The following is a 19,960-nucleotide window of genomic DNA, read 5'->3' on the forward strand; positions in this document are numbered from 1 at the left end:
CAATTCAGGTCCGGCGTTGAAAAATGGTTATTTTTTCGGCGCTGGGAGGGGGGCGCGCCCGCCACCGCCGCAGGGTTTTCTGGCATTGCGGGCGTTTTCGCGGCGGATCAGAGCCGGGCGCGGGCGGCAGGAGTGATTCCGCCAATGCCCAGGCTTGCTCTCGCGCCGGAGCCGCGTCTAACCTGCGACATTGCGCCACGCCAGGCAGCGGGGGCGGCAGAGCATCAGAAGGATCAGCCAATGGCGGCGCTTGACCTCGAGTTTACCCGGTCGCAATTTCCGGCCTTCACCGCAATCAGCTGCAGCGCGCATGCCTTTTTTGAAAATGCCGGCGGCTCTTATCCCTGCACCCAGGTGATCTCGCGGCTGACCCGGTTCTATACTGAGCGCAAGGTCCAGCCCTATCACGCTTTCCCGGCCTCGGCGGCGGGCGGGGCCGAGATGGATGAGGCGCGCAGCCGTCTGGCGGCGCTGTGCGGGGTGGCGCCGGAGGAGCTGTCTTTCGGCCCCTCAACCAGCGCCAATACTTTCGTCCTGGCCGAGGCGGTGCGGCAGTGGCTGAAGGGGCAGGATGCGGCGATTGTTGTGACGGATCAGGATCATGAGGCGAACAGCGGCGTCTGGCGCCGCCTCGCGGCCGAAGGGGTGGAGCTGCGCGAATGGCAGGTGGATCCGACCACCGGCAGCCTTGATCCCGAGGATCTGCGCGGCCTGCTGGCTGATGGTAAAGTCCGCCTCGTGGCTTTCCCGCATTGCTCGAATGTCATTGCCGAGATCAATGATGTGGCCGCGATCAGTGCCATTGTGCGCGAGGCAGGGGCGCGCAGCGTGGTTGATGGCGTATCCTATGCGCCGCATGGCTTTCCGGATTTTCACGCGCTCGGCTGCGATGTTTACCTTTTCTCAGCCTATAAGACCTATGGTCCGCATCAGGGGATCATGCTGATCAGCGCAGCTTTCGGCGCGGAACTGCCGGGCCAGGGGCATTTCTTTAACCAGGGGGTGCTTTACAAACGCCATACTCCGGCCGGGCCGGATCATGCGCAGGTGGCGGCCTGTGCCGGTATGGCCGATTATATCGAACTGCAGGCGGCGCATCACGGTATTGGCGGCACCGTGCTCGGGCAGGCGCAGGGCGTGCACCGGTTGATGCGCGACCAGGAGATCACGGTGATTGCGCCGCTGCTCGATTATCTGAGCGGACGCAATGATCTGCGCCTGATCGGGCCGCGCCGGGCCGGAGACCGCGCGCCGACCGTGGCGGTGCAGCTGCAGGGCGCGGCCGAGCCGGTGGCGGCGGCGCTGGGGCGGCGCGGCATCGCCTGCGGCGGCGGTGATTTTTACGCGGTGCGGCCCTTGCGGGCCCTTGGCATTGACCCGGCACAGGGCGTGCTGCGGCTTTCGGCGGCGCATTACACCAGCGCTGATGAGGTGGCCCGGCTGATCCGCGCCATCGATGCTGAGCTGTAACCACGGGGCGGATCCGGAGTGGCAGGGCGGGGCGGCGGCATTTGCAGGGCTTTGGGCATTTACAGGGCTTGGGGCGGCAAAATTCCTTAAGCCTTCCCGCAAATTGCCCGAATCTTTACTATACTGGGCCGCAGTGCAATTTTTGGTCAGCCTGTTCTGACCTGAGGAGGATTATGCCAACCGCTGCGAAACTTGTGGCCTCGGTCTGGTTTGCTCTGGCTGGATGGCTGGCGGCCAATGCTCATGTGCCAGCGCTTGGAGAAAATGCCGCGGTCGGGCTGTTTCGCGAGCTGACGGCGCTGATCGGCTTTGTCTGCGGCTGGCGGGTGATGGGCAATGGGGTCGATAAATCCTATGCAGATTCGGTGGGCACCGGGCTGAAAACCTCAATCATCCTGGCCTTTCTCGCGCTTTTGCTGTTTTCCGGCCATCAGATGGTAAAGGAAGCTTTCCGCATGCATTTCGACGGGCCGATGCAGGCCATGCTGGGCTGGGCGGATCTGATGATGAAAAACGCGGTCCGTATGGTGTCGGTCGGGGTGATCGGGGTGCTGATCATCGCGGGCCTGCTGGGCGGGCCGCTGACCGAATGGGCCTGGCGGCGCTGGCGGTAAGCCCTGGATGGTGAGAGAATGACGACAGATCAGACCGGAGCGGATCCGCGCCTGCCGGACCCGGAACTTGCGGCCCTGCTGCAAGATAGCGCGGCGCGCAGCTTCTGGGCGGCGGTCACCCAGGGGCGTGTGGCAGCCGATCCGGCACTGGAGCGGCAGCTGGCGCGTGAAATTCTGGCGCTGCAGGGCGACTATCCGGCGCAGACAGTGGCGCGCTGCTACGGCTCGCTGCTGCAGCGAGCCGGATCTGCCTTGCGGGCCCGGGCCCGCGACGGGCTGAGCCCGGCAAATGGCCCCGAGGCCGCGCTGGTGGAGATTGCCCAGGCGCAGCAGCCCTTCAGGGGCTATTTCGCCGTCGATCAGATCGATCTGCAACACCGCCGCTTTGACGGAACGCTCTCGGCCCCTTTGCGGCGCGAGGTCTTTGTCTCGGGCGATGCGGTGACGGTTCTGCCCTATGATCCTTTGCGCGACCGGCTGTTGCTGGTCGAGCAGTTCCGCCCCGGCCCGCTGGCGCGGGGCGAACAACGGCCCTGGCTGATCGAGGCGGTGGCGGGGCGGATCGATCCCGGTGAAAGCCCGGAACAGGCGGCGCGGCGCGAGGCGGCCGAAGAGGCCGGGCTCAGCCTGACCTCCCTGCTGCCGGTGGCTGAATATTATCCCTCGCCCGGGGTGATGAGCGAATATCTCTGGTCCTATCTGGCTCTAACCGATCTGCCCGATCTGCAGGGCGGGGTGTTCGGCCTTGCTGCCGAGGGCGAGGATATCCGCAGCCATATCGTCAGTTTCGATCAGGCGATGGCCTGGCAGCGGGCGGGGCGGCTGGCTAATGCGCCCTTGATTCTGACGCTGTTCTGGCTTGCGGCTGAGCGCGCGCGCCTGCGCGCTGATTTCGCGCAGGCTTAAGCGGCGCCAGGGCTCACTCCTGGCCTTGATCGCCAGGGGCTGCTGGACATACCCTGCGGCAAAGGCCGCCGTATAAGGGGGCAGAGGCCGGAATGCGGCGAGGGACAAGATGGAAGCGGACAGCCGCAAGATACCGACCCATGAGGTCACCTGGACGAAACTGCGGGATATGATCCTGTTCGGCGCGCTGGCGCCCGGACAGCCGGTCACCATTCAGGGCCTGACCGCCGAGCTCGGAGCGGGGATGACGCCGGTGCGCGAGGCGATCCGCCGTCTGACCGCCGAGGGCGCGCTGATGCCCCAGGGCAACCGGCGGGTTGCCGTGCCGCAGATGACGCAATCTGTGCTCGACCAGCTGGCCTGGGCGCGCCAGGCGATTGAGCCGCATCTGGCCGAGCTGGCGCTGCCCCGGCTGACGCCCGAACTGATCGCAAGGCTGCGCGAGATTGACGGCGAGGTGAATGCCGCCATCGCTGCCGGCAGTATCCCGGGCTATCTGCGCGCCAATCACAGTTTCCATTTCACCCTTTATGAGGCGGCCGAAGCGCCGGTCCTGCTGGATTTTGCCCATTCGCTCTGGCTGCGCGCCGGCCCTTCGCTGCGGGTGGTGATGGGGCGCTACAGCAGTTCGGGCCTGCCGGATCTGCATGATGAGGCGCTGGCGGCGATGGAGCGCGGCGATGCCGCCGGGCTGAGTGCGGCAATTTCGCGCGATCTGCAGCAGGGCATCGATCATGTGCGCCTTGCCCTGGCCGAAGGCGCGTTCTGAGCCGGACCCCGGACCCCTCGCCCTGGGTCTCCCGGCCTGAAACCGCGCTGATATCCGCGGCTTTTTCGCCGCGGCCCCGCGTTTATCCGCTTTGCGGAATAATTTGATCAAATTTCTTGCTGCGCTTGGAAAATCTCCGTAATCTGGCGGCGAGGGGCGATTTGCCCTGCTGATTCCTCTGTTTCCGGAAGGTGGCCGCTATGACCATGATCACCAATAATTTGCCGACAGCTGAGCTGCAAAGGCTTGATGCGGCTCACCATTTCCACCCTTTCACCGACAGGGCCGCTTTGGCGGAAAAAGGCGCGCGGGTGATTTTGCGCGGCGAGGGCTGCTGGCTGACCGACTCGGAAGGGCACCGTATTCTCGACGGTATGGCGGGGCTGTGGTGCGTGAATATTGGCTATGGCCGTAAGGAACTGGCCGAAGTGGCGGCGCGCCAGATGCAGGAGCTGCCCTATTACAACACCTTCTTCCAGACCACCCACGTGCCCGCCATCGCTCTGGCGGCGAAACTGGCCGAACTGGCACCGGGCGATCTGAATCATGTGTTCTTTGCCGGCTCGGGCTCGGAAGCCAATGATACCAATATCCGCCTCGTCCGCCGCTACTGGCAGGTGAAAGAGCAGCCGGAAAAGCGCGTCATCATCGCACGCTGGAACGGCTATCACGGCTCGACCCTCGGCGGCGGCAGCCTTGGCGGTATGAAACCGATCCATGCCCATGGCGGTAAGATCGACGGGATCGAGCATATCAACCAGCCCTATTGGTGGGCTGAGGGCGGTGATATGAGCGAGGATGAATTCGGCCTCGCCCGGGCGCGGGAGCTGGAGGATAAAATCCTTGAGCTCGGCGCCGACAAGGTCGCGGCCTTCATCGGTGAAGCCGTGCAGGGCGCGGGCGGTGTGATCATCCCGCCGAAAACCTACTGGCCGGAAATTCAGCGCATTTGTAAGAAATACAATGTTTTGCTGATCCTTGACGAAGTGATCACCGGCTTTGGCCGTACCGGCAACTGGTTCGCAGCGCAAACCTTTGATATCAAACCCGATATCATCACCATCGCCAAGGGCCTGTCCTCGGGCTATGCGCCGGTCGGCGGCTCGATCCTTTCGGATGACGTGGCAGAGGTCGTCGGTTCGGGCGGTGATTTTAACCATGGCTACACCTATTCCGGCCATCCTGTGGCGGCAGCGGTCGCGCTGGAGAACCTGCGGATCCTGCAAGATGAGCAGATTATCGAACATGTGCAGAATGTGGCGCATCCCTACCTGGCAGAACGCTGGGCGAAACTGGCAGAACATCCGCTGGTCGGTGAGGCCCGGCTGGTTGGCCTGATGGGGTCGCTGGCGCTGGTGCCGAATAAGACCAAAGGCGCGAAATTCGCCTCGGAAGAGGGCACCGTTGGCCTGCGCGCGCGTGAGCGCTGCTTCGCCAATGATCTGATCATGCGCCATGTTGGTGACCGGATGATCATCTCGCCGCCACTGACCATTACCCCGGCCGAGATTGATACGCTGATCGAACGTGCGACAAAGTCGCTCGATGAATGCTATGCCGGGCTGCAGAAAGACGGTCTGCTGGTGGCACAGCAGGGCTGAGCGGCAACAGCTGCCGCAATGGCGTGCGGCGGATAAACGGGGCGGGCCATCTGGCCCGCCCTTTTTTCTGCGCGCCGAGGATTAATCTTCCCAAATCAGCCGCCTGGGGCAAAGGATGATCCACCGGGCCGGGTTCTGGCGGGAAGCCGTTGCCAGAACCGCGCCGGAGCCTTGCAAAACCCGGTTGCTTTATTGCCGCGCAGCGCGGCCCGCGCTTGAGTTTGCACGCTGGCTTGCCTACACCAGAGCAAATGGTAACGGGACGAAACCGATGCGCATCCACAGTGATCTGGCCGAAACAATCGGCAATACGCCGCTTTTGAAACTCCGCAAGGCGAGCGAACTGACCGGCTGCACCATTCTGGGTAAATGCGAATTCATGAACCCCGGGCAGTCGATCAAGGACCGCGCCGCGCTGTTCATCATCCGCGATGCGGTGAAGCGCGGCCTGCTGGAACCGGGCGGCACGATTGTCGAGGGCACGGCCGGCAATACCGGCATTGGCCTCGCGCTGGTGGGCAATTCGCTGGGTTTCCGTACCGTGATCGTCATTCCCGAGACCCAGAGCCAGGAAAAAAAGGATATGATCCGCCTTGCCGGGGCAGATCTGGTGCAGGTTCCGGCCGCGCCCTATAAAAATCCGAACAATTACGTGCGCTATTCCGGCCGCCTCGCCGAAGCCCTGGCCCGGACCGAGCCGAAGGGGGCAATCTGGGCCAATCAGTTCGACAATACCGCCAATCGTCAGGCCCATGTCGAGACCACCGGGCCCGAAATCTGGGAGCAGACCGGCGGGAAGGTCGACGGCTTTGTCGCAGCGGTCGGCTCGGGCGGAACCCTGGCCGGGGTCGCAGAATATCTGCAGCCCAAAGGCGTGAAGATCGGCCTCGCGGATCCGGAAGGGGCAGCGCTGCACAGCTTTTACACCAGCGGAGTGTTTGAAAGCCCCGGCTCCTCGATCACCGAGGGCATCGGCCAGGGCCGGATCACCGCCAATCTTGAGGGCTTCCGCCCCGATCACTCCTGGCGCATCCCGGATGCCGAAGCCTTGCCGATCATTTTCGATCTGCTGCAGGAGGAAGGGCTCTGCCTTGGTGGCTCCAGCGCCATCAATATCGCCGGGGCGATCCGCCTCGCACGCGAACTGGGGCCGGGCCATACCATCGTGACCGTGCTCTGCGACTATGGCAACCGCTATCAGTCGAAGTTGTTTAACCCTGTGTTCCTGCGGGAAAAAGGGCTGCCTGTCCCCGAGTGGCTGGCCCGGGGCGCCGTTGCACTGCCCTCGGTCTATGAAGACGTCTGAGCGAGTTTTAATGTCGATCCAGGTTTATGCCGCAAACACCGGGCGCGGCGCAGCGGTATCGCTGCGCGCGCTCTTTTTCATTCTGTGCCTCGGATTTCTGAGCTGCGCCCTGCTGGGCACCTCGCCGCTCTATGCGGCGGATCAGCAGGCGGCCGAGGTCAATCTCGAGAAATGGGACCAGATTGCCCAGGCGGCTGAGGCCGAGCTGGAGCGCGGGGGCCAGAGCGACCGCGCGATCCAGGATCTGCGCGCCAGTCTTGCCGACTGGCGCGGCCGGCTGAGCACCGCCCAGAGCAGCAATTCGGCCCGGATTGCCACTTTGCGTGATCAGATCGCCGCTCTGGGGGTGCCTCCTGAGGGGGGTGCCGCTGAAGCCCCGGAAATTGCGCAGAAACGTCAGGAACTCAGCGAGCAGCTGACCCGGGCAGAGGCGCCAGGAATCGCCGCCGAGGCCGCCTATCGCCGCGCCGATGGCCTGATCCAGGAAATCGATACCATCCTGCGTGAGCGCGCCGCCGATCAGCTGCTGAAGCTCTGGCCCTCGCCGCTCAATCCGGTGCACTGGCCTGAGGCGGTGATCGGGCTGAGCGACGGCATTATCCTGCTGTGGAAAGAGCTGTCCTCGGGCTGGAACGACCCGCGCGACCGCGCCAAATTCTACGATTCCCTGCCTCTGATCGTGATCCTGTCGATCATCGCCATCGCCACCACGGTTTTTGCGCGGCCCTGGATTACCGCTTTTTCCGACCGGCTGCGGCTGGGCAAAACCGAGGCGCGGCGCCGGATTTTCGGCCTGCTCGCATCGCTGGGCCTGGTGGTCGTGCCGACCATTGGCATGATCGCTTTGTCGGTGGCGCTGGTCCGTACCGGCTTTCTTGGCCCGGTCACCAGCCAGCTGGCACAGGCGCTGCCGCTGCTGGGCTTTATGGTCTTTGGCGCGATCTGGCTGGGCGGGCGGTCTTTTCCCCGGATCGACAGCGCCGAGGGCCTGCTGGATCTTCCCGAGGGCCGCCGCAGCGAAGGCCGGGTGCTCGCCGGATTGATGGGGGCAGTTCTGGCGGTCGAGACCCTGCGCCAGATCGTATTCGACGGCCAGAGCTATTCCGACGCCGTGCTGTCCTTGCTGTCCTTCCCGCTGATCTGCTTCGGGGCGCTCTGCCTGTGGCGGATCGGGCGGCTGATGAATGTGCAGTTCATCGATCATGAAAGCGGCAATTACCAGGGCCGCCTGCTCAGCCTGCTCGGCCGCGGCATCAAGGTCCTGGCCTTTGTTGCCACGCTCCTGGCGGCTTTCGGCTATGTCACCGCCGGCTCGGCTCTGGTGTTCCAGACCATTCTTTCGCTCGGCCTGCTGGCGCTGATCCTTATCCTGCAGCGTCTGCTCTCGGATCTCTGGGCGGTGGTTTATCCGGCAGATGATGCGGTCGCCGAGAATGAGCGCCTGGTGCCGGTGCTGTTCGGCTTTGGCCTCGGCCTGCTGTCCCTGCCGGTTTTCGCGCTGATCTGGGGCAGCCGGCTGTCGGATCTGAGTGAGCTCTGGACCCGTTTCGGCGCGGGATTCCGCCTCGGCGAGGCACGGGTATCCCCGACCGACTTCCTTGTTTTCGCGATGATTTTCGCGCTTGGATATCTGATCACCCGCCTGTTCCAGGGCACGTTGCGCAACACCATTCTGCCCCGCACCAGGATGGACCGGGGCGGGCAGAATGCGCTTGTCTCCGGCACCGGCTATGTCGGTATCTTCCTCGCCGCTCTGGTGGCGATCAATGCCACCGGGATTGATCTCTCGGGCCTTGCCATCGTCGCCTCGGCCCTCTCGGTCGGTATCGGTTTCGGTCTGCAGAATATTGTGCAGAACTTTGTTTCGGGCATCATTCTGATGATCGAGCGCCCGGTTTCCGAGGGTGACTGGATCGAGGTCGGCACCACCCAGGGCGTGGTAAAGACCATTTCGGTACGCTCGACGCGCATTCAGACTTTTGACCGCAATGTGGTTGTGGTGCCAAATGCCGATCTGGTGAGCCAGCGCGTGACCAACTGGACCAGGTTCGGCCTCGCGGGCCGGCTGATTGTGCCGGTCGGCGTCGCCTATGGCACCGATACCCGTAAGGTCGAGCGGGTGCTGCGTGAAATCGCCGAGGCGCAGCCGCTGGTCATCCTCAATCCGGCGCCGCTGGTGGTGTTTCAGGGCTTTGGGGTGAATTCGATGGATTTCGAACTGCGGGTTATCCTGCGCGATGTCAATTTCACCAGCAGTGTGCGCACTGAGATCAATCATATGATCGCAGAGCGCTTCCCGCTGGAAGATATCGAGATCCCCTTCGCCCAGAGCGATATCACCCTGCGCAATCTCGATGAGCTGGCCCGGCTGATCAGCGGTGCCGGGGGTGAGCGGGCCGAACCCGCGCCTGACCGTGCAGTTGCCGATCCGCAAGGCCGTGCCGCAGAAGGCGAGAAATGACCACCTTGCTGTACCGCAGGGATCCCTACCTCCAGGAATGTGAGGCGCGGGTGCTGGGACATACGCCGGAAGGCGGGATTATTGCCGATCGCAGCATCTTCTATCCACAGGGCGGCGGTCAGCCAGGAGATTCCGGTTTGCTGCTCTGGGAGCAGGGGCGGATCGCAATTGCCACCGCGCTGCGCCAGCCTGGTGGCGAGCTGGTGCTGGTGCCTTCGGTACCGGTCTCGCTGCCGCCAAAGGGGGCGCAGATCCGGCAGCGCCTCGACTGGAGCCGCAGGCATCGCCATATGCGCATGCATACTGCGCTGCACCTGCTGTCGGTGGTGATTGCCCGCCCGGTCTGTGGCGGCCAGATCGGGGCCGGTCGCGGCTGGCTTGATTTCAGTATGACGGCGATGGCCAGGCCCCGGGTAGAGCTGGAAAAAGCTCTGAACAGCCTTGCCGGTCAGGATCTGCGCGTCAGTGAAAGCTGGGTGAGCGATGAGGAGCTGACCCGGGAGCCGGGGCTTGCGACGGCGCTCGCCAGCCGACCGGCCACCGCGCAGGGCCGGTTGCGGATGATCAGCATTGGCGAGGGCGAGGGGCGGATCGATTTTCAGCCCTGTGGTGGCACACATGTGGCGCGGACCGGCGAGATCGGCACAATCCTGGTCGACAGGATCGAAGAGAAGGGGCGGCAGAGCCGCCGCATCTCGCTGCGGCTGGACAGCTGAGCCGGGCCTTGCCCGGAGCGTGATAGGCCGCAAGCTGATCTGCAGCGGCAGCGGCAGCGGCCAACCGGGCCCCCGTCGCAGCTGGGCTGATGTCTTCGGCAGGCGGGCGCGGGGCAGCCTGCGCCACAGCCGGATCAGCCGGGATGCCATGGCGGCGGGCGCTTTTTGCATCAGCAGCCTCATCTGACCAGCGAGACCGGTTTATTGTGACATGATGCCAGCAATGCGGCGGCGATGCGGCTCAGCGGCAGGGTTTCGCAGGCTGCGCCAAGTTCGGCCGCCGCGCGTGGCATGCCATAGACGGTCGAGCTGGCCTCGTCCTGGGCGAAAGTGGTGGCACCAGCCTGGCGCAGATCAAGCAGCCCCCTCGCCCCATCGCGCCCCATCCCGGTCAGCAAGGCGGCACTGACCGAAGCGCCAAAGGGTACGGCCGAGCGAAACAGCACGTCGATCGAGGGCAGATGTCCCGAGACCGGCGCCCCCGGTGAGAGATCGCTGCGCCAGGGACGGGAAGGGTCGAGCCGCAGATGCCCCGCACAGCCTGCTCCGACCATGATCATGCCCGGCCGCAGCGCCAGGCCCGCCGTGGCGGCGACAACCCGCGCGGCGGCGCAGCGGGCGAACAGCCGGATCAGACTGTCCGAAAACGCGGCGCCGGTGTGCTGGACAATGACGGTGGGCGGACAATCCGGCGGAAAACTGGCAAGAATGGTCAGCAGGGCGTCAATGCCGCCGGTCGAAGCGCCGATCAGAATGATCCGATCGGGCAGAAATCCAGGCGTTGCGGCCTGGGCCGGGGCGGAAGGCGCTGGCGGAGGTGGTGTGCTTTGTGGCGCGGGAAGATCGGAGAGCCAGCTGAGCAGGCTGGCGGTATCGCCCTCTTCGGGGAAGGTGAAGCGCCCCTCGGGGTCGGCAATCCTGTCAGGGATGGTCTTCCAGGCGATGCCGATCACCCGCAGCAAGGCAAGCAGCCCGTCGAAATCGGCCTGGCGTGTCAGTTCGGCACCGATCAGCAGCAGATGCGGCTCGCAGCTTTCAGCAAGGATATAGGCGGCGGACAGATCCGCAGCCTGCCCGCAGACCAGATAATCCGGCAGCGCGGAAATGCGCCGTGACAGACGTGCGGCGGTAATCGCCCGCGATGTGGCGAGAACGACCTTACGCGGCTTCATGGCGCGCCGCCCGTTCTGTGGGCCATGCCCCGGGGCCTGAGCCGTCGTCGGAGCCTGTTGCGGGGGGCTGGTCTGATCCGGCAATGTGGCGGCAGGGAACTGACATGGGCGGGTCTGCCTCCGTTCAGAACAGGGGGTCAGAAGGTGCGGCAGAGAGCAGCTGGGCAGGGTGCTCCTGGTCTTTGTCAGGGCCATCCTCCTTCTGACAGCGGTGGGCGAGCAGCTGCCGGATCTCGGCCAGACGGGGCAGATTTGCGATGATTTCTGACATATCGGGGGATCGCATCGGGCTGGTTTCCCGGGCGGTCGCTGCCATTTGCCCGAGATCCTGCAGACGCTGGCAGGCACGGTCGAGCTCCTGGAGGCAGCTGCTAAGCGCCGGATTAAGCGCTGTCGCTGCGCCCGGGGGTTCGAGCAGGCTGCGTTCGAGGCCCAGCAAAAGATCCCGCGTCCCCGTTATTCCGGCTGCGAGGGCGGCAAAAATCTGCGCATCCGACAAGGAGCGGCAAAGCCGGGGTTCTGGCCTGGCGCGCGCGCTCACAGCGGCCCTACCACCCGCTCAATCGCGGATCTGACCGAGGCCGCGGTGAAAGGCTTGCGGATCAGATTGTTCAGGCCCAGCTCCTGGCCGCGCTTCATCACCTCGGGAGAGGGGGTGCCGGTGATCAGGATGAAGCCGATTTTCTGGGTGGCCGCATTATGGCGCAGCGCCTGCAGCAGATCGAGACCGGATAATCCGGGCATGTTCATATCCGAGATCACCAGATGCACCGGCTGCGCCGCCAGCTTGCCGAGCACGGCTGAGCTGTCGGCCTCAGTCGCGAAATGGCGGATGCCGATTTCCTCGAGCGATTGCGAGATCAGGGCCCGGCTCACCGACATATCATCGACCACCATCACCCGCAGATTGTCTTTCAGGCTCATTTCATCCTCCGATCCGGGGTTGCAGACAGGCGGTAAGTGGTGATCCCGGCGCTGGTCAGGCAGTCGCCGGCCGGGCCGCTGACCCGTTCGGAATGGCCAATGAACAGCAGGCCGCCCGGCGCGAGCAGGCGGGCGAAGCGCTGCCAGAGGGTCATCTGCGTCGGCTTGTCGAAATAAATCGCGACATTGCGGCAGAAAATGGCATCAAAAGGGCCCTGGACCGGCCAGTCCTCGATCAGGTTCAGCGCCGCATAGCGGATCATTTCACCGGCCTCTGGCCCGATCTGCCTTTGTCCATCCGGGGTCGTGCGGAAATGTTCGCGCTCCATCTGTGCAGACAGGCCGGAACATTCTTCCGCCGAGTATAGCCCGCGCCTGGCCCGCGAGATCATCGCCGCATCGATATCAGTGGCGAGGATACGGATATTAAGACGGCAGGCCTCGGGCAGATGGTCGAGAATGGTCAGAGCGATGGAGCAGGGTTCCTGGCCGGCAGAACATCCCGCTGACCAGATGCGCAGCCGCGCGCCGCGCCTGAGCGCCTCAAGCCGGGGGCGCAGCAGCTCATCGGCGAGCTGGCGGAAATGATGCGGTTCGCGGAAAAAGGCGGTGACATTGGTCGTCAGCGCGCTGATCAGCGCGGTTCGCTCGCGGCATTGCGGATCGGTTTCGAGCCGGAGCAGCAGGGTGGCAATATCGGGGCAGCCGGTCTCACGCAGCAGCCGGATCAGCCGCGAATGGACCAGCTGCTTTTTGTCCCCCGACTGGCACAGGCCGAATTCGCGCTGAGAAAAGGCCGCGATGCGCTGGAAATCGCTTTCGGAGAGCTGTGGCTCTTCGGGGAGAGGGGGGCGGTTTTGCCGGAGCGGCGCGGGAGACAGCAGGGTCATGCGGCCTGCCGCCCGCAGCTTCGGATGACCGCGGCCAGATCGATGACCCGGGTCATGCCCTCCTCGATACGGATGATGCCGGTGATGCTGGCGCGGCCAGGATCACTGCGCACATCGGGCATCTCCTGAATAACTTCTTTGGAAACCGAAAGAATTTCCGAGACAGCCTCGACCAGAAGGCCGACGGTCTGGTTTTCGATCGTGGCCACCACAACCACGTTGCGGGCATTTTCAACCGTCGCGCCGAGACCAAATCTTGCGGAAAGATCATAGATCGGAATCACCGAGCCACGCAGGTTCATCACCCCAAGCACCTCTTTGGGGGTGTGGGGCAGCGGGGTGACCGTGCTCCAGCGGCGGATTTCGCGGACATGGGTGATGTCCAGGGAAAAGCTCTGCCCGCCGGCGAAGAAGGTGACAAATTCGGCGTCGGACCGGCTTTCAGCATCAGTGGGTGGCATGAGAGGCTCCGCTGCTGGCCGGATTGCGTGCCGGCATCTGGGTGAGGCGATGAGAGGTCAGGGCTTCGGCATCCAGAATGAGGGCAATCTGGCCATCGCCGAGCACTGTGGCGGCAGAGACGCCGGGAATGGCGCCATAATTGGATTCAAGACCTTTGATCACCACCTGACGCTGGTCATGGACCGCATCCACCACCAGGGCGCATTGGGCCTGGCTTTCGGTTTCAACCAGCAGGACCAGCGGTGGCTGGCTGAGATCGCGCTCAGGAAAGCCGAGCGAGCGGGCAACATCGATCATCGGCAGGAAGCGGCCGCGGATGGCCAAAAGATTGTCAGAAGTGCCGATCAGATGCAGATCGGCGGGGGTGGGGCGAATGGTCTCGATCACCGAGGCGATCGGGATCACCATGGTCTGGCCGGAGACGGAAATGATCATCCCGTCCATCACTGCGAGGGTGAGCGGCAGGGATATCATGAATTCGGTGCCCTGGCCGGGCCAGGAGGTGATGGCAATCCGCCCGCCAAGGGCGGTGACCGCGTTGCGGACCACATCCAGACCCACGCCGCGCCCTGAAAGGCTGGAGACCTTTTCTGCCGTAGAAAAACCGGGAAGAAACAGCAGGTTATCGATCTCGGCATCGCTGAGTTCGGCATCGCTGGCGACAAGGCCGCGCGCCACGGCTTTTTCGAGAATGCGCGCGCGGTTCAGTCCCGCGCCGTCATCGCGCAGGGTGATCAGCACGCTGCCCGAGCGATGGGCGGCCGAGAGGCGGATGGTGCCCTCGGGATCCTTTCCGGCCGCAATTCTGTCCTCGGGGCTTTCCAGCCCATGGTCGACGGCGTTGCGGATCATATGGGTCAGCGGATCGGCAAGACGTTCGATCACGGTCTTGTCGACCTCGGTTGCCTCGCCGAGGCTGATCAGCCGCGCCGCCTTGCCGGTGGCCTCTGCCGCCTCGCGCAGGATGCGCGACATGCGCTGGAACAGGGGTTTGACCGGCTGGGCGCGGATCGCCATCACCGCCTCCTGCAGATCGCGAGCGAGCAGGCGGTAATCCTCGGTATGGGTGATAATCTCGCAATCGGTGGGCAGGGCCAGATCAAGGACGCTCTGTTCGATCATCGCCTGGTTGATGATCAGCTCGCCCACCGCATTGATCAGCCGGTCGACCCGCTCCAGCTCGACCCGCAGCGTCGGTTTGGGGCTGCGGCCATCGCTGTCATCGGGCAGGGGGCGTGGTTCGCGGCGGCGCAGCGGCCCTTCTGCGGCGAGAGTCTCGGGCAGGGCAGAGGGTTCCGCGGTTTCCTCCGGCTGCGAGGCCGCATCGGTGGTGGCGGTAAGGGGTGGTCCGGCCCTTTCCGCCCTTTCTGCCGCGGCACCATCAGCCCCTGCTGCGCCAGGGGGCGGGGCGGGGAGGATGGTGAGACCACACAGGCCGGTGACAAAATCGAAGGCGGTTTCGATTTCGGCCGCGCTCTGCGGGCCGCTCAGCGAAATGTCCCAGGCAAGCCAGAGGCTTTCCGCCTCATAGCCGTCAAATCCGGGCCGGGCGGAGAGATCGGGGGTGATCTGCAGCCTGCCGAGGCTGCTGAGGCCGGTCAGCAGATGCAGCGGTTCATGGCCGTTGTGAAACAGCTGTGGCCAGGGCTGAAAACGGATCTGCCAGCCGGGCACTCCGGCTTCGGCCCCGGTAATGGTCAGTTCTGGCAGGCTGTCGGGAATTTCCAGCCGCAGCGCGGTGAAACCAAAATCGGCCTCGGGATCAGCCTCGGCGGTCAGGCTGGCCGCCTCATCGCCAAGGCAGAGGTCCAGATTGGCAAGAAAACCGGCGGTCAGCCCGGCTTCAATCCCGCGCTCCTGACGCGCCGCCTCGACCTGGTCGGCGAGATGATCAGCCGAGCGCAGCAGCACATGGATCACCTCATCGCTGAGCGCGATCCGCTCACAGCGCAGGGCATCGAGCACGGTTTCAAAGCGATGCGCAAAACCGACCAGCGCCGTCAGGGAAAAGGCGCCGGCCCCGCCCTTGATCGAATGCACGGCGCGAAACACCGCATTCACGGTTTCCGCATCGGCCTGCTGGCTTTCCATCAGCGCCAGCCCCTCGGCCAGCGCCTCAAGCAGCTCTTCAGCCTCTTCGAAGAATGTATCGCGGATCGCGTTTAACGTGCTCATCCTGGATTTGCCCCCGGTGTCAGGCGGCCGGTGACCCGGCGCAGGGTGGTGATCAGCAGCTGCTGCTCAAAGGGTTTGACCAGCCAGCCGGTTGCCCCGGCGGCCCGGGCCCGGGCCTTCAGCGCCTCGCCATTCTCGGTGCTGAGCACGAGGATCGGCACCCTGGTATTGCCCGGGCCGGAGCGGATCGCTGCAATCACCCCGAACCCGTCCATCCGGGGCATATTGATATCGGTGATCACCACATCCGGCGCGACCTCGGCAAAGCGTTCCACCCCGTCGAGGCCGTCGCTGGCGATGGTACAGCTGAAACCCTCGCCCTCCAGCGCGTGCTGCAGCAGGGTGCGGATGGTCAGAGAATCGTCGATGGCCAGCACTTTCAGGGGCAAATGGCAGCCTCCTGCCTCGGGAGAAAGGCGGTGAGACCGGTCAGATCCAGCAAAGCGGATTGTTCGGCGGAGACCCCCTCTATGGTGAAGGCGAGGCCGCGGGCCTGCCAGTCGGCGGCCGCGACCAGCAGCAGCTGCAGCAGCCCGCTGCTGAGGCGAAAATCCGGCGGCGCGCAAAGACAGACCGGCTGCCCGCGCTGGCCCTGTAAAAAGGCATAGAGCGTGGCATCGGCAGCGGGGCCGCCTGCTGCGGGCAGATCGTAGCTGACGATATGATTCATAGGCCCTGGTCCCATGTCTGGCGATATTGCCTCAGTCACAGCTGATAGCGGGCAGAGCCTTAACAATCCCTTGCCGCAGCACTGCCAGCGCGGCTGAAAATTCTTCAAATCCTAGTCAATATTGCCTTTGTCGCCGCCCCAGCCCGGGGCGGGCGGGGCAGACACTGAACTGGCTATAAGTCTGGGATATTTCTGGCCCTAAGATTGTTGCCGCGAGGGTGCTAATCCCTCACTGGGGTAGTCCGAGCGACGGGAGACAGGCTATGGAATCCATTCAGGGTATGAATGATATGCAGCGCGTGGTTGAAGCTGACCGCGCCCATATCTGGCACCATCTGGTGCAGCACAAAGCTTTTGAGACCAGCGATCCGCGTGTGATCGTTGAGGGTAAGGGCATCCGGGTCTGGGATGCCAAGGGCAAGGAATATATCGACGCGGTCTCGGGCGGCGTCTGGACGGTGAACGTCGGCTATGGTCGTGAATCGATTGCCAATGCCGTGCGCGATCAGCTGGTGAAGATGAACTATTTCGCCGGTGCTGCCGGTTCGGTCCCGGGCGCGCTCTTCGCCGAGCGTCTGATCGCGAAAATGCCGGGGATGAGCCGGGTCTATTATTCGAACTCGGGCTCCGAGGCGAATGAGAAAGTCTATAAGATGGTGCGCCAGATCGCGCATAAACATCACGGCGGCAAGAAGTGGAAGATCCTCTACCGCGACCGCGATTATCACGGCACCACCATCGGCACTCTGGCCACTTCCGGCCAGGACCAGCGCGCCGAGCAGTACGGCCCCTATCCGGATGGCTTCGTCCGGGTGCCGCATTGCCTCGAATACCGCAAGCAGTGGGATGTCGAGAATTACGGCGAGCGCGCCGCCGATGCGATTGAGGAAGTGATCCTGCGCGAAGGCCCCGATACCATCGGCTGCCTCGTGCTTGAGCCGGTGACCGCAGGCGGCGGTGTGATCGTGCCGCCGAAGGGCTACTGGGAGCGGGTCCAGGAAATCTGCCGCAAATATGATATCTTGCTGCATATCGACGAAGTGGTCTGCGGCATGGGCCGGGCAGGCGCCTGGTTCGGCTATCAGCTCTATGATATCAAACCTGATTTCGTCACCATGGCGAAGGGTGTGGCCTCGGGCTATGCGGCGATCTCCTGCACCGTGACCTCGGAGCGGGTGTTTGATTACTTCAAATCGGATGCCGCTGATCCGATGAGCTATTTCCGCGATATCTCGACCTTCGGCGGCTGCACCTCCGGCCCGGCGGCGGCGCTGGAGAATATGCGCATCATCGAAGACGAGGATCTGATCGGCAATACCGTCACCATGGGTGAGCGCTGCCTTGCGAACCTCCAGGTGCTGATGGAAAAGCATAAGATCATCGGCGATGTGCGCGGCAAGGGCCTGTTCCTTGGCGCCGAGCTGGTGGCCGACCGGATCACCAAGGAACCGGCAGCCGAAAAGCTGGTGCAGCAGGTTGTGGCCGAATGTGGCGCCCAGGGCGTGATCATCGGTGCGACCAACCGCTCGCTGCCGGGCTTTAACAATACCCTCTGCCTGTCGCCGGCGCTGATCGCCACCGCCGATAATATCGACGAGATCACCGGTGCGATTGATGTGGCGCTGACCCGCGTCTTCGGCTGAGCGATCCTCTGAACGAAAACAGGGGCCGCAGGGATTTTCCTGCGGCCCTTTGTCATTCAGGCGGTGAAAAACGCCGGGTGAAGGATCAGCGGGCCAACGGGGGCAGGGGCGCTGCCGAGGCTCAGGCTCTGGACATATTCAGCGGGGATGCCTTCGCAGCTGAGGCCCGGGCGCGCCTGAAAGCCGAACCGGGCGTAGAAAGCCGGATCGCCGACCAGTGCCACACCAGGCCAGCCCTGAAGGCGCAGCGCCTCCAGCGCGGCGCGGATCAGGGCCGAGCCAATGCCCTGGCCCTGATGCGCGGGCAGCACCGAGACCGGCGCGATCAGCGCCTGATCCGCCGTCCCGATCCGGCAGCGCGAGGCTGAGATATGGCCGGTCAGTCCGGCGCCGCCCGCCGCTTCGGCCACCAGTGACAGGATCAGCGCCTGATCGGCGCGCAAAGCCTCGATAATGGCCGCCTCATTGCCACCGCTATGCGGGGCGTTGCGAAAGGCTTCGCTGGTCAGGGCGGCTATTCCGCTGTGATCCTGGGGCTGTTCTGGCCTGATCTGCATTGCGCTGCTCCTGTTCCGGACGCCGGGCGGGCTGCTGGACGTCGCCCGGCCTGGGGCGTAAATTGGCGCAAAGAGCGGAGGAAGACCATGCTTAAGGGAATTGACCACCGGCTGAATGCCGAGGTGCTGGGCGCGCTGCGCGCGATGGGGCATGGCGATATGCTGATCCTTGTCGATACCAACTTTCCGGCCGATGCGGTGGCGCGCCATACCGTGGCCGGTAAGCCGCTCAGCATGGAGAATCTGACCGCGGCCGAAGCGGCCGAGGCGATCCTGTCGGTGCTGCCGCTCGATGATTTCGTTGCCGATTTCGCCGGGCGGATGGAGGTGGTCGGCGATGCCGCAGCCCGTCCGGAGGTGCAGCAGGAGGTGCAGAAAGTGGTGGATGCGGCAGAGGGCCGCGCGCGCGATCTGCCGGGGATCGAGCGTTTTGCCTTTTACGATCTGGCCAAACAGGCCTATGCGGTCGTGGCAACCGGCGAGCGCCGCTTCTATGGCTGCTTCATGTTCCGCAAGGGCGTGATCGCACCTGACACCTGAGCCTCGCCCTTTGATTCATCTTTGCCGGAGAAGATTATGTCCGTTGTGAAACCTGTCGTGGTTCTCGGAATTTTCAATGCTGATGCCGTCTACCGCGCTGAGCGTCAGCCGAAGATCGGCGAGACCGTGATGGGCGAGAAGTTCAAGCTCGAAGCCGGAGGCAAGGGCTCGAACCAGGCGGTTTCGGCAGCCCGCGCTTCAGGCGAAACCGGGCCGGAGGTGCATTTCATCAGCCGCCTCGGTGCCGATGATTTCGCCAAAATGGCGCGCAAGATCTGGTCCGAGACCGGGATCATTGCTGATGTGACCGAAGATCCCGAAACCCATACCGGCTCGGCCTTCATCTTCATCGAGGCCGCAACCGGCAATAATGCCATTATCGTCTGCCCGGGCGCGGCGGGTAAAATGACAGCAGCGGATCTGGAGGCGCGCGCGGATCTGATCGGCTCGGCCTCGGTCTTTGTCACCCAGCTCGAAACCCCGGTCGAATCTGTGCGCGCCGGTCTGGCGATTGCCCGCAAAGCCGGGGTGAAAACCATCCTCAACCCGGCTCCGGCGCGCGCGCTTGATGATGAGTTGCTGGCGCTGTGCGATTACCTGACACCAAACGAATCCGAGGCCGAGCTGCTGACCGGCATTGCGGTCACCGACCGCGCCGGGGCCGAGGCTGCGGCTGATGCGCTGATGGCACGCGGCGTGGGGGCGGTTGTGGTGACTCTGGGCGAGAATGGCGTGCTCTACCGCGACCAGAGCCGTACCATCCATGTGCCGGTGGCACGGGCCGGTGCGGTGGCCGAGACCACCGGCGCGGGCGATTCCTTTAATGGTGCCTTCGCCGTCGCTCTGGCCGAGGGCCAGCCGGTGGAAGAGGCCCTGCGATTCGCCAATGCCGCGGCCGGCATCAGCGTTACCCGGCCGGGGGCATCAGATTCAATGGCGAGCCGGGCCGAGATAGACGCCCTGCTGGCCCGGGGCTGAACCTTTTCGCTTTTTCCCCGCCCGGGCAACCTGGCGGGGATTTTTCTGTCGATGATCCGTTTTCAGCTGTTTTTGCACGGGCTCCGGCCCGTTTAAGCGGCGCTCC

The 19,960-nt window shown here is 64.1% G+C and carries 19 protein-coding genes; 11 read left to right on the forward strand and 8 right to left on the reverse strand.

Annotated elements, in window-relative coordinates; all coding sequences use genetic code 11:
- Positions 1-240 precede the first annotated feature (240 nt).
- The 8 genes from H0485_RS09620 to H0485_RS09655 all read left to right on the forward strand — a co-directional run bounded on the left by H0485_RS09620 (position 241) and on the right by H0485_RS09655 (position 9,843).
- Positions 241-1,470: an aminotransferase class V-fold PLP-dependent enzyme gene (locus tag H0485_RS09620; RefSeq protein ID WP_226935153.1), complete on the forward strand. Its 1,230-nt coding sequence runs from the start codon at positions 241-243 to the stop codon at positions 1,468-1,470.
- 173 nt (positions 1,471-1,643) lie between these two features.
- A complete protein-coding gene (locus H0485_RS09625) occupies positions 1,644-2,084 on the forward strand; it encodes a TrgA family protein (protein WP_226935154.1) in 441 nt (146 codons plus the stop codon).
- An 18-nt stretch (positions 2,085-2,102) separates the two neighbouring features.
- Positions 2,103-2,990, forward strand: coding sequence for an NUDIX domain-containing protein (locus H0485_RS09630; protein WP_226935155.1), 888 nt, complete (start codon positions 2,103-2,105; stop codon positions 2,988-2,990).
- A gap of 109 nt (positions 2,991-3,099) precedes the next feature.
- Positions 3,100-3,759: a GntR family transcriptional regulator gene (locus H0485_RS09635; RefSeq protein ID WP_226935156.1), complete on the forward strand. Its 660-nt coding sequence runs from the start codon at positions 3,100-3,102 to the stop codon at positions 3,757-3,759.
- A gap of 200 nt (positions 3,760-3,959) precedes the next feature.
- Entirely contained in the window at positions 3,960-5,360 is a 1,401-nt protein-coding gene (locus tag H0485_RS09640) for an aspartate aminotransferase family protein (RefSeq protein WP_226935157.1), read from the forward strand.
- 271 nt (positions 5,361-5,631) lie between these two features.
- Positions 5,632-6,666, forward strand: coding sequence for a cysteine synthase A (locus tag H0485_RS09645; protein WP_226935158.1), 1,035 nt, complete (start codon positions 5,632-5,634; stop codon positions 6,664-6,666).
- 10 nt (positions 6,667-6,676) lie between these two features.
- Positions 6,677-9,127, forward strand: coding sequence for a DUF3772 domain-containing protein (locus H0485_RS09650; protein WP_226935159.1), 2,451 nt, complete (start codon positions 6,677-6,679; stop codon positions 9,125-9,127).
- Positions 9,124-9,843: an alanyl-tRNA editing protein gene (locus tag H0485_RS09655; RefSeq protein WP_226935160.1), complete on the forward strand. Its 720-nt coding sequence runs from the start codon at positions 9,124-9,126 to the stop codon at positions 9,841-9,843. The genes H0485_RS09650 and H0485_RS09655 overlap by 4 nt, the downstream gene beginning before the upstream one ends.
- A 179-nt stretch (positions 9,844-10,022) precedes the next feature.
- Here H0485_RS09655 and H0485_RS09660 read toward each other — a convergent pair whose 3' ends face one another.
- The 7 genes from H0485_RS09660 to H0485_RS09690 form a co-directional block, all read right to left on the reverse strand.
- On the reverse strand, positions 10,023-11,015 hold the full coding sequence (locus tag H0485_RS09660; RefSeq protein WP_226935161.1) for a CheB methylesterase domain-containing protein: 993 nt from the start codon (positions 11,013-11,015) through the stop codon (positions 10,023-10,025).
- 537 nt (positions 11,016-11,552) lie between these two features.
- Positions 11,553-11,939 carry a response regulator gene (locus tag H0485_RS09665; protein WP_226935162.1) on the reverse strand — a complete coding sequence of 129 codons (387 nt, stop codon included), beginning with the start codon at positions 11,937-11,939 and terminating at the stop codon, positions 11,553-11,555.
- On the reverse strand, positions 11,936-12,829 hold the full coding sequence (locus H0485_RS09670) for a CheR family methyltransferase (RefSeq protein WP_226935163.1): 894 nt from the start codon (positions 12,827-12,829) through the stop codon (positions 11,936-11,938). The genes H0485_RS09665 and H0485_RS09670 overlap by 4 nt, the downstream gene beginning before the upstream one ends.
- Positions 12,826-13,290, reverse strand: coding sequence for a chemotaxis protein CheW (locus H0485_RS09675; protein WP_226935164.1), 465 nt, complete (start codon positions 13,288-13,290; stop codon positions 12,826-12,828). Before H0485_RS09675 ends, H0485_RS09670 begins: the two co-directional genes overlap by 4 nt.
- Positions 13,277-15,466, reverse strand: a complete 2,190-nt coding sequence (locus tag H0485_RS09680; protein WP_226935165.1) for a chemotaxis protein CheA — start codon at positions 15,464-15,466, stop codon at positions 13,277-13,279. The genes H0485_RS09675 and H0485_RS09680 overlap by 14 nt, the downstream gene beginning before the upstream one ends.
- Positions 15,463-15,855, reverse strand: a complete 393-nt coding sequence (locus H0485_RS09685) for a response regulator (RefSeq protein ID WP_226935166.1) — start codon at positions 15,853-15,855, stop codon at positions 15,463-15,465. Before H0485_RS09685 ends, H0485_RS09680 begins: the two co-directional genes overlap by 4 nt.
- On the reverse strand, positions 15,846-16,136 hold the full coding sequence (locus H0485_RS09690; RefSeq protein ID WP_226935167.1) for a hypothetical protein: 291 nt from the start codon (positions 16,134-16,136) through the stop codon (positions 15,846-15,848). Before H0485_RS09690 ends, H0485_RS09685 begins: the two co-directional genes overlap by 10 nt.
- Positions 16,137-16,399: 263 nt before the next feature.
- Between H0485_RS09690 and tpa the strand changes: the two genes are divergently transcribed.
- Positions 16,400-17,779, forward strand: coding sequence for a hypotaurine--pyruvate aminotransferase Tpa (gene tpa / locus H0485_RS09695; RefSeq protein ID WP_226935168.1), 1,380 nt, complete (start codon positions 16,400-16,402; stop codon positions 17,777-17,779).
- 56 nt (positions 17,780-17,835) lie between these two features.
- On the opposite strand, the gene H0485_RS09700 is transcribed toward tpa, so the two are convergent.
- Positions 17,836-18,336 (reverse strand): GNAT family N-acetyltransferase, encoded by a 501-nt coding sequence (locus tag H0485_RS09700; RefSeq protein WP_226935169.1) that lies wholly within the window; start codon positions 18,334-18,336, stop codon positions 17,836-17,838.
- A gap of 87 nt (positions 18,337-18,423) precedes the next feature.
- Between H0485_RS09700 and H0485_RS09705 the strand changes: the two genes are divergently transcribed.
- Positions 18,424-18,876 (forward strand): RbsD/FucU family protein, encoded by a 453-nt coding sequence (locus H0485_RS09705; protein WP_226935170.1) that lies wholly within the window; start codon positions 18,424-18,426, stop codon positions 18,874-18,876.
- 36 nt (positions 18,877-18,912) lie between these two features.
- A complete protein-coding gene (rbsK, locus tag H0485_RS09710) occupies positions 18,913-19,854 on the forward strand; it encodes a ribokinase (protein ID WP_226935171.1) in 942 nt (313 codons plus the stop codon).
- Positions 19,855-19,960 lie beyond the last annotated feature (106 nt).

The sequence above is a fragment of the Pseudogemmobacter faecipullorum genome, assembly GCF_020539525.1.
Classification (GTDB): Bacteria; Pseudomonadota; Alphaproteobacteria; order Rhodobacterales; family Rhodobacteraceae; genus Pseudogemmobacter; species Pseudogemmobacter faecipullorum.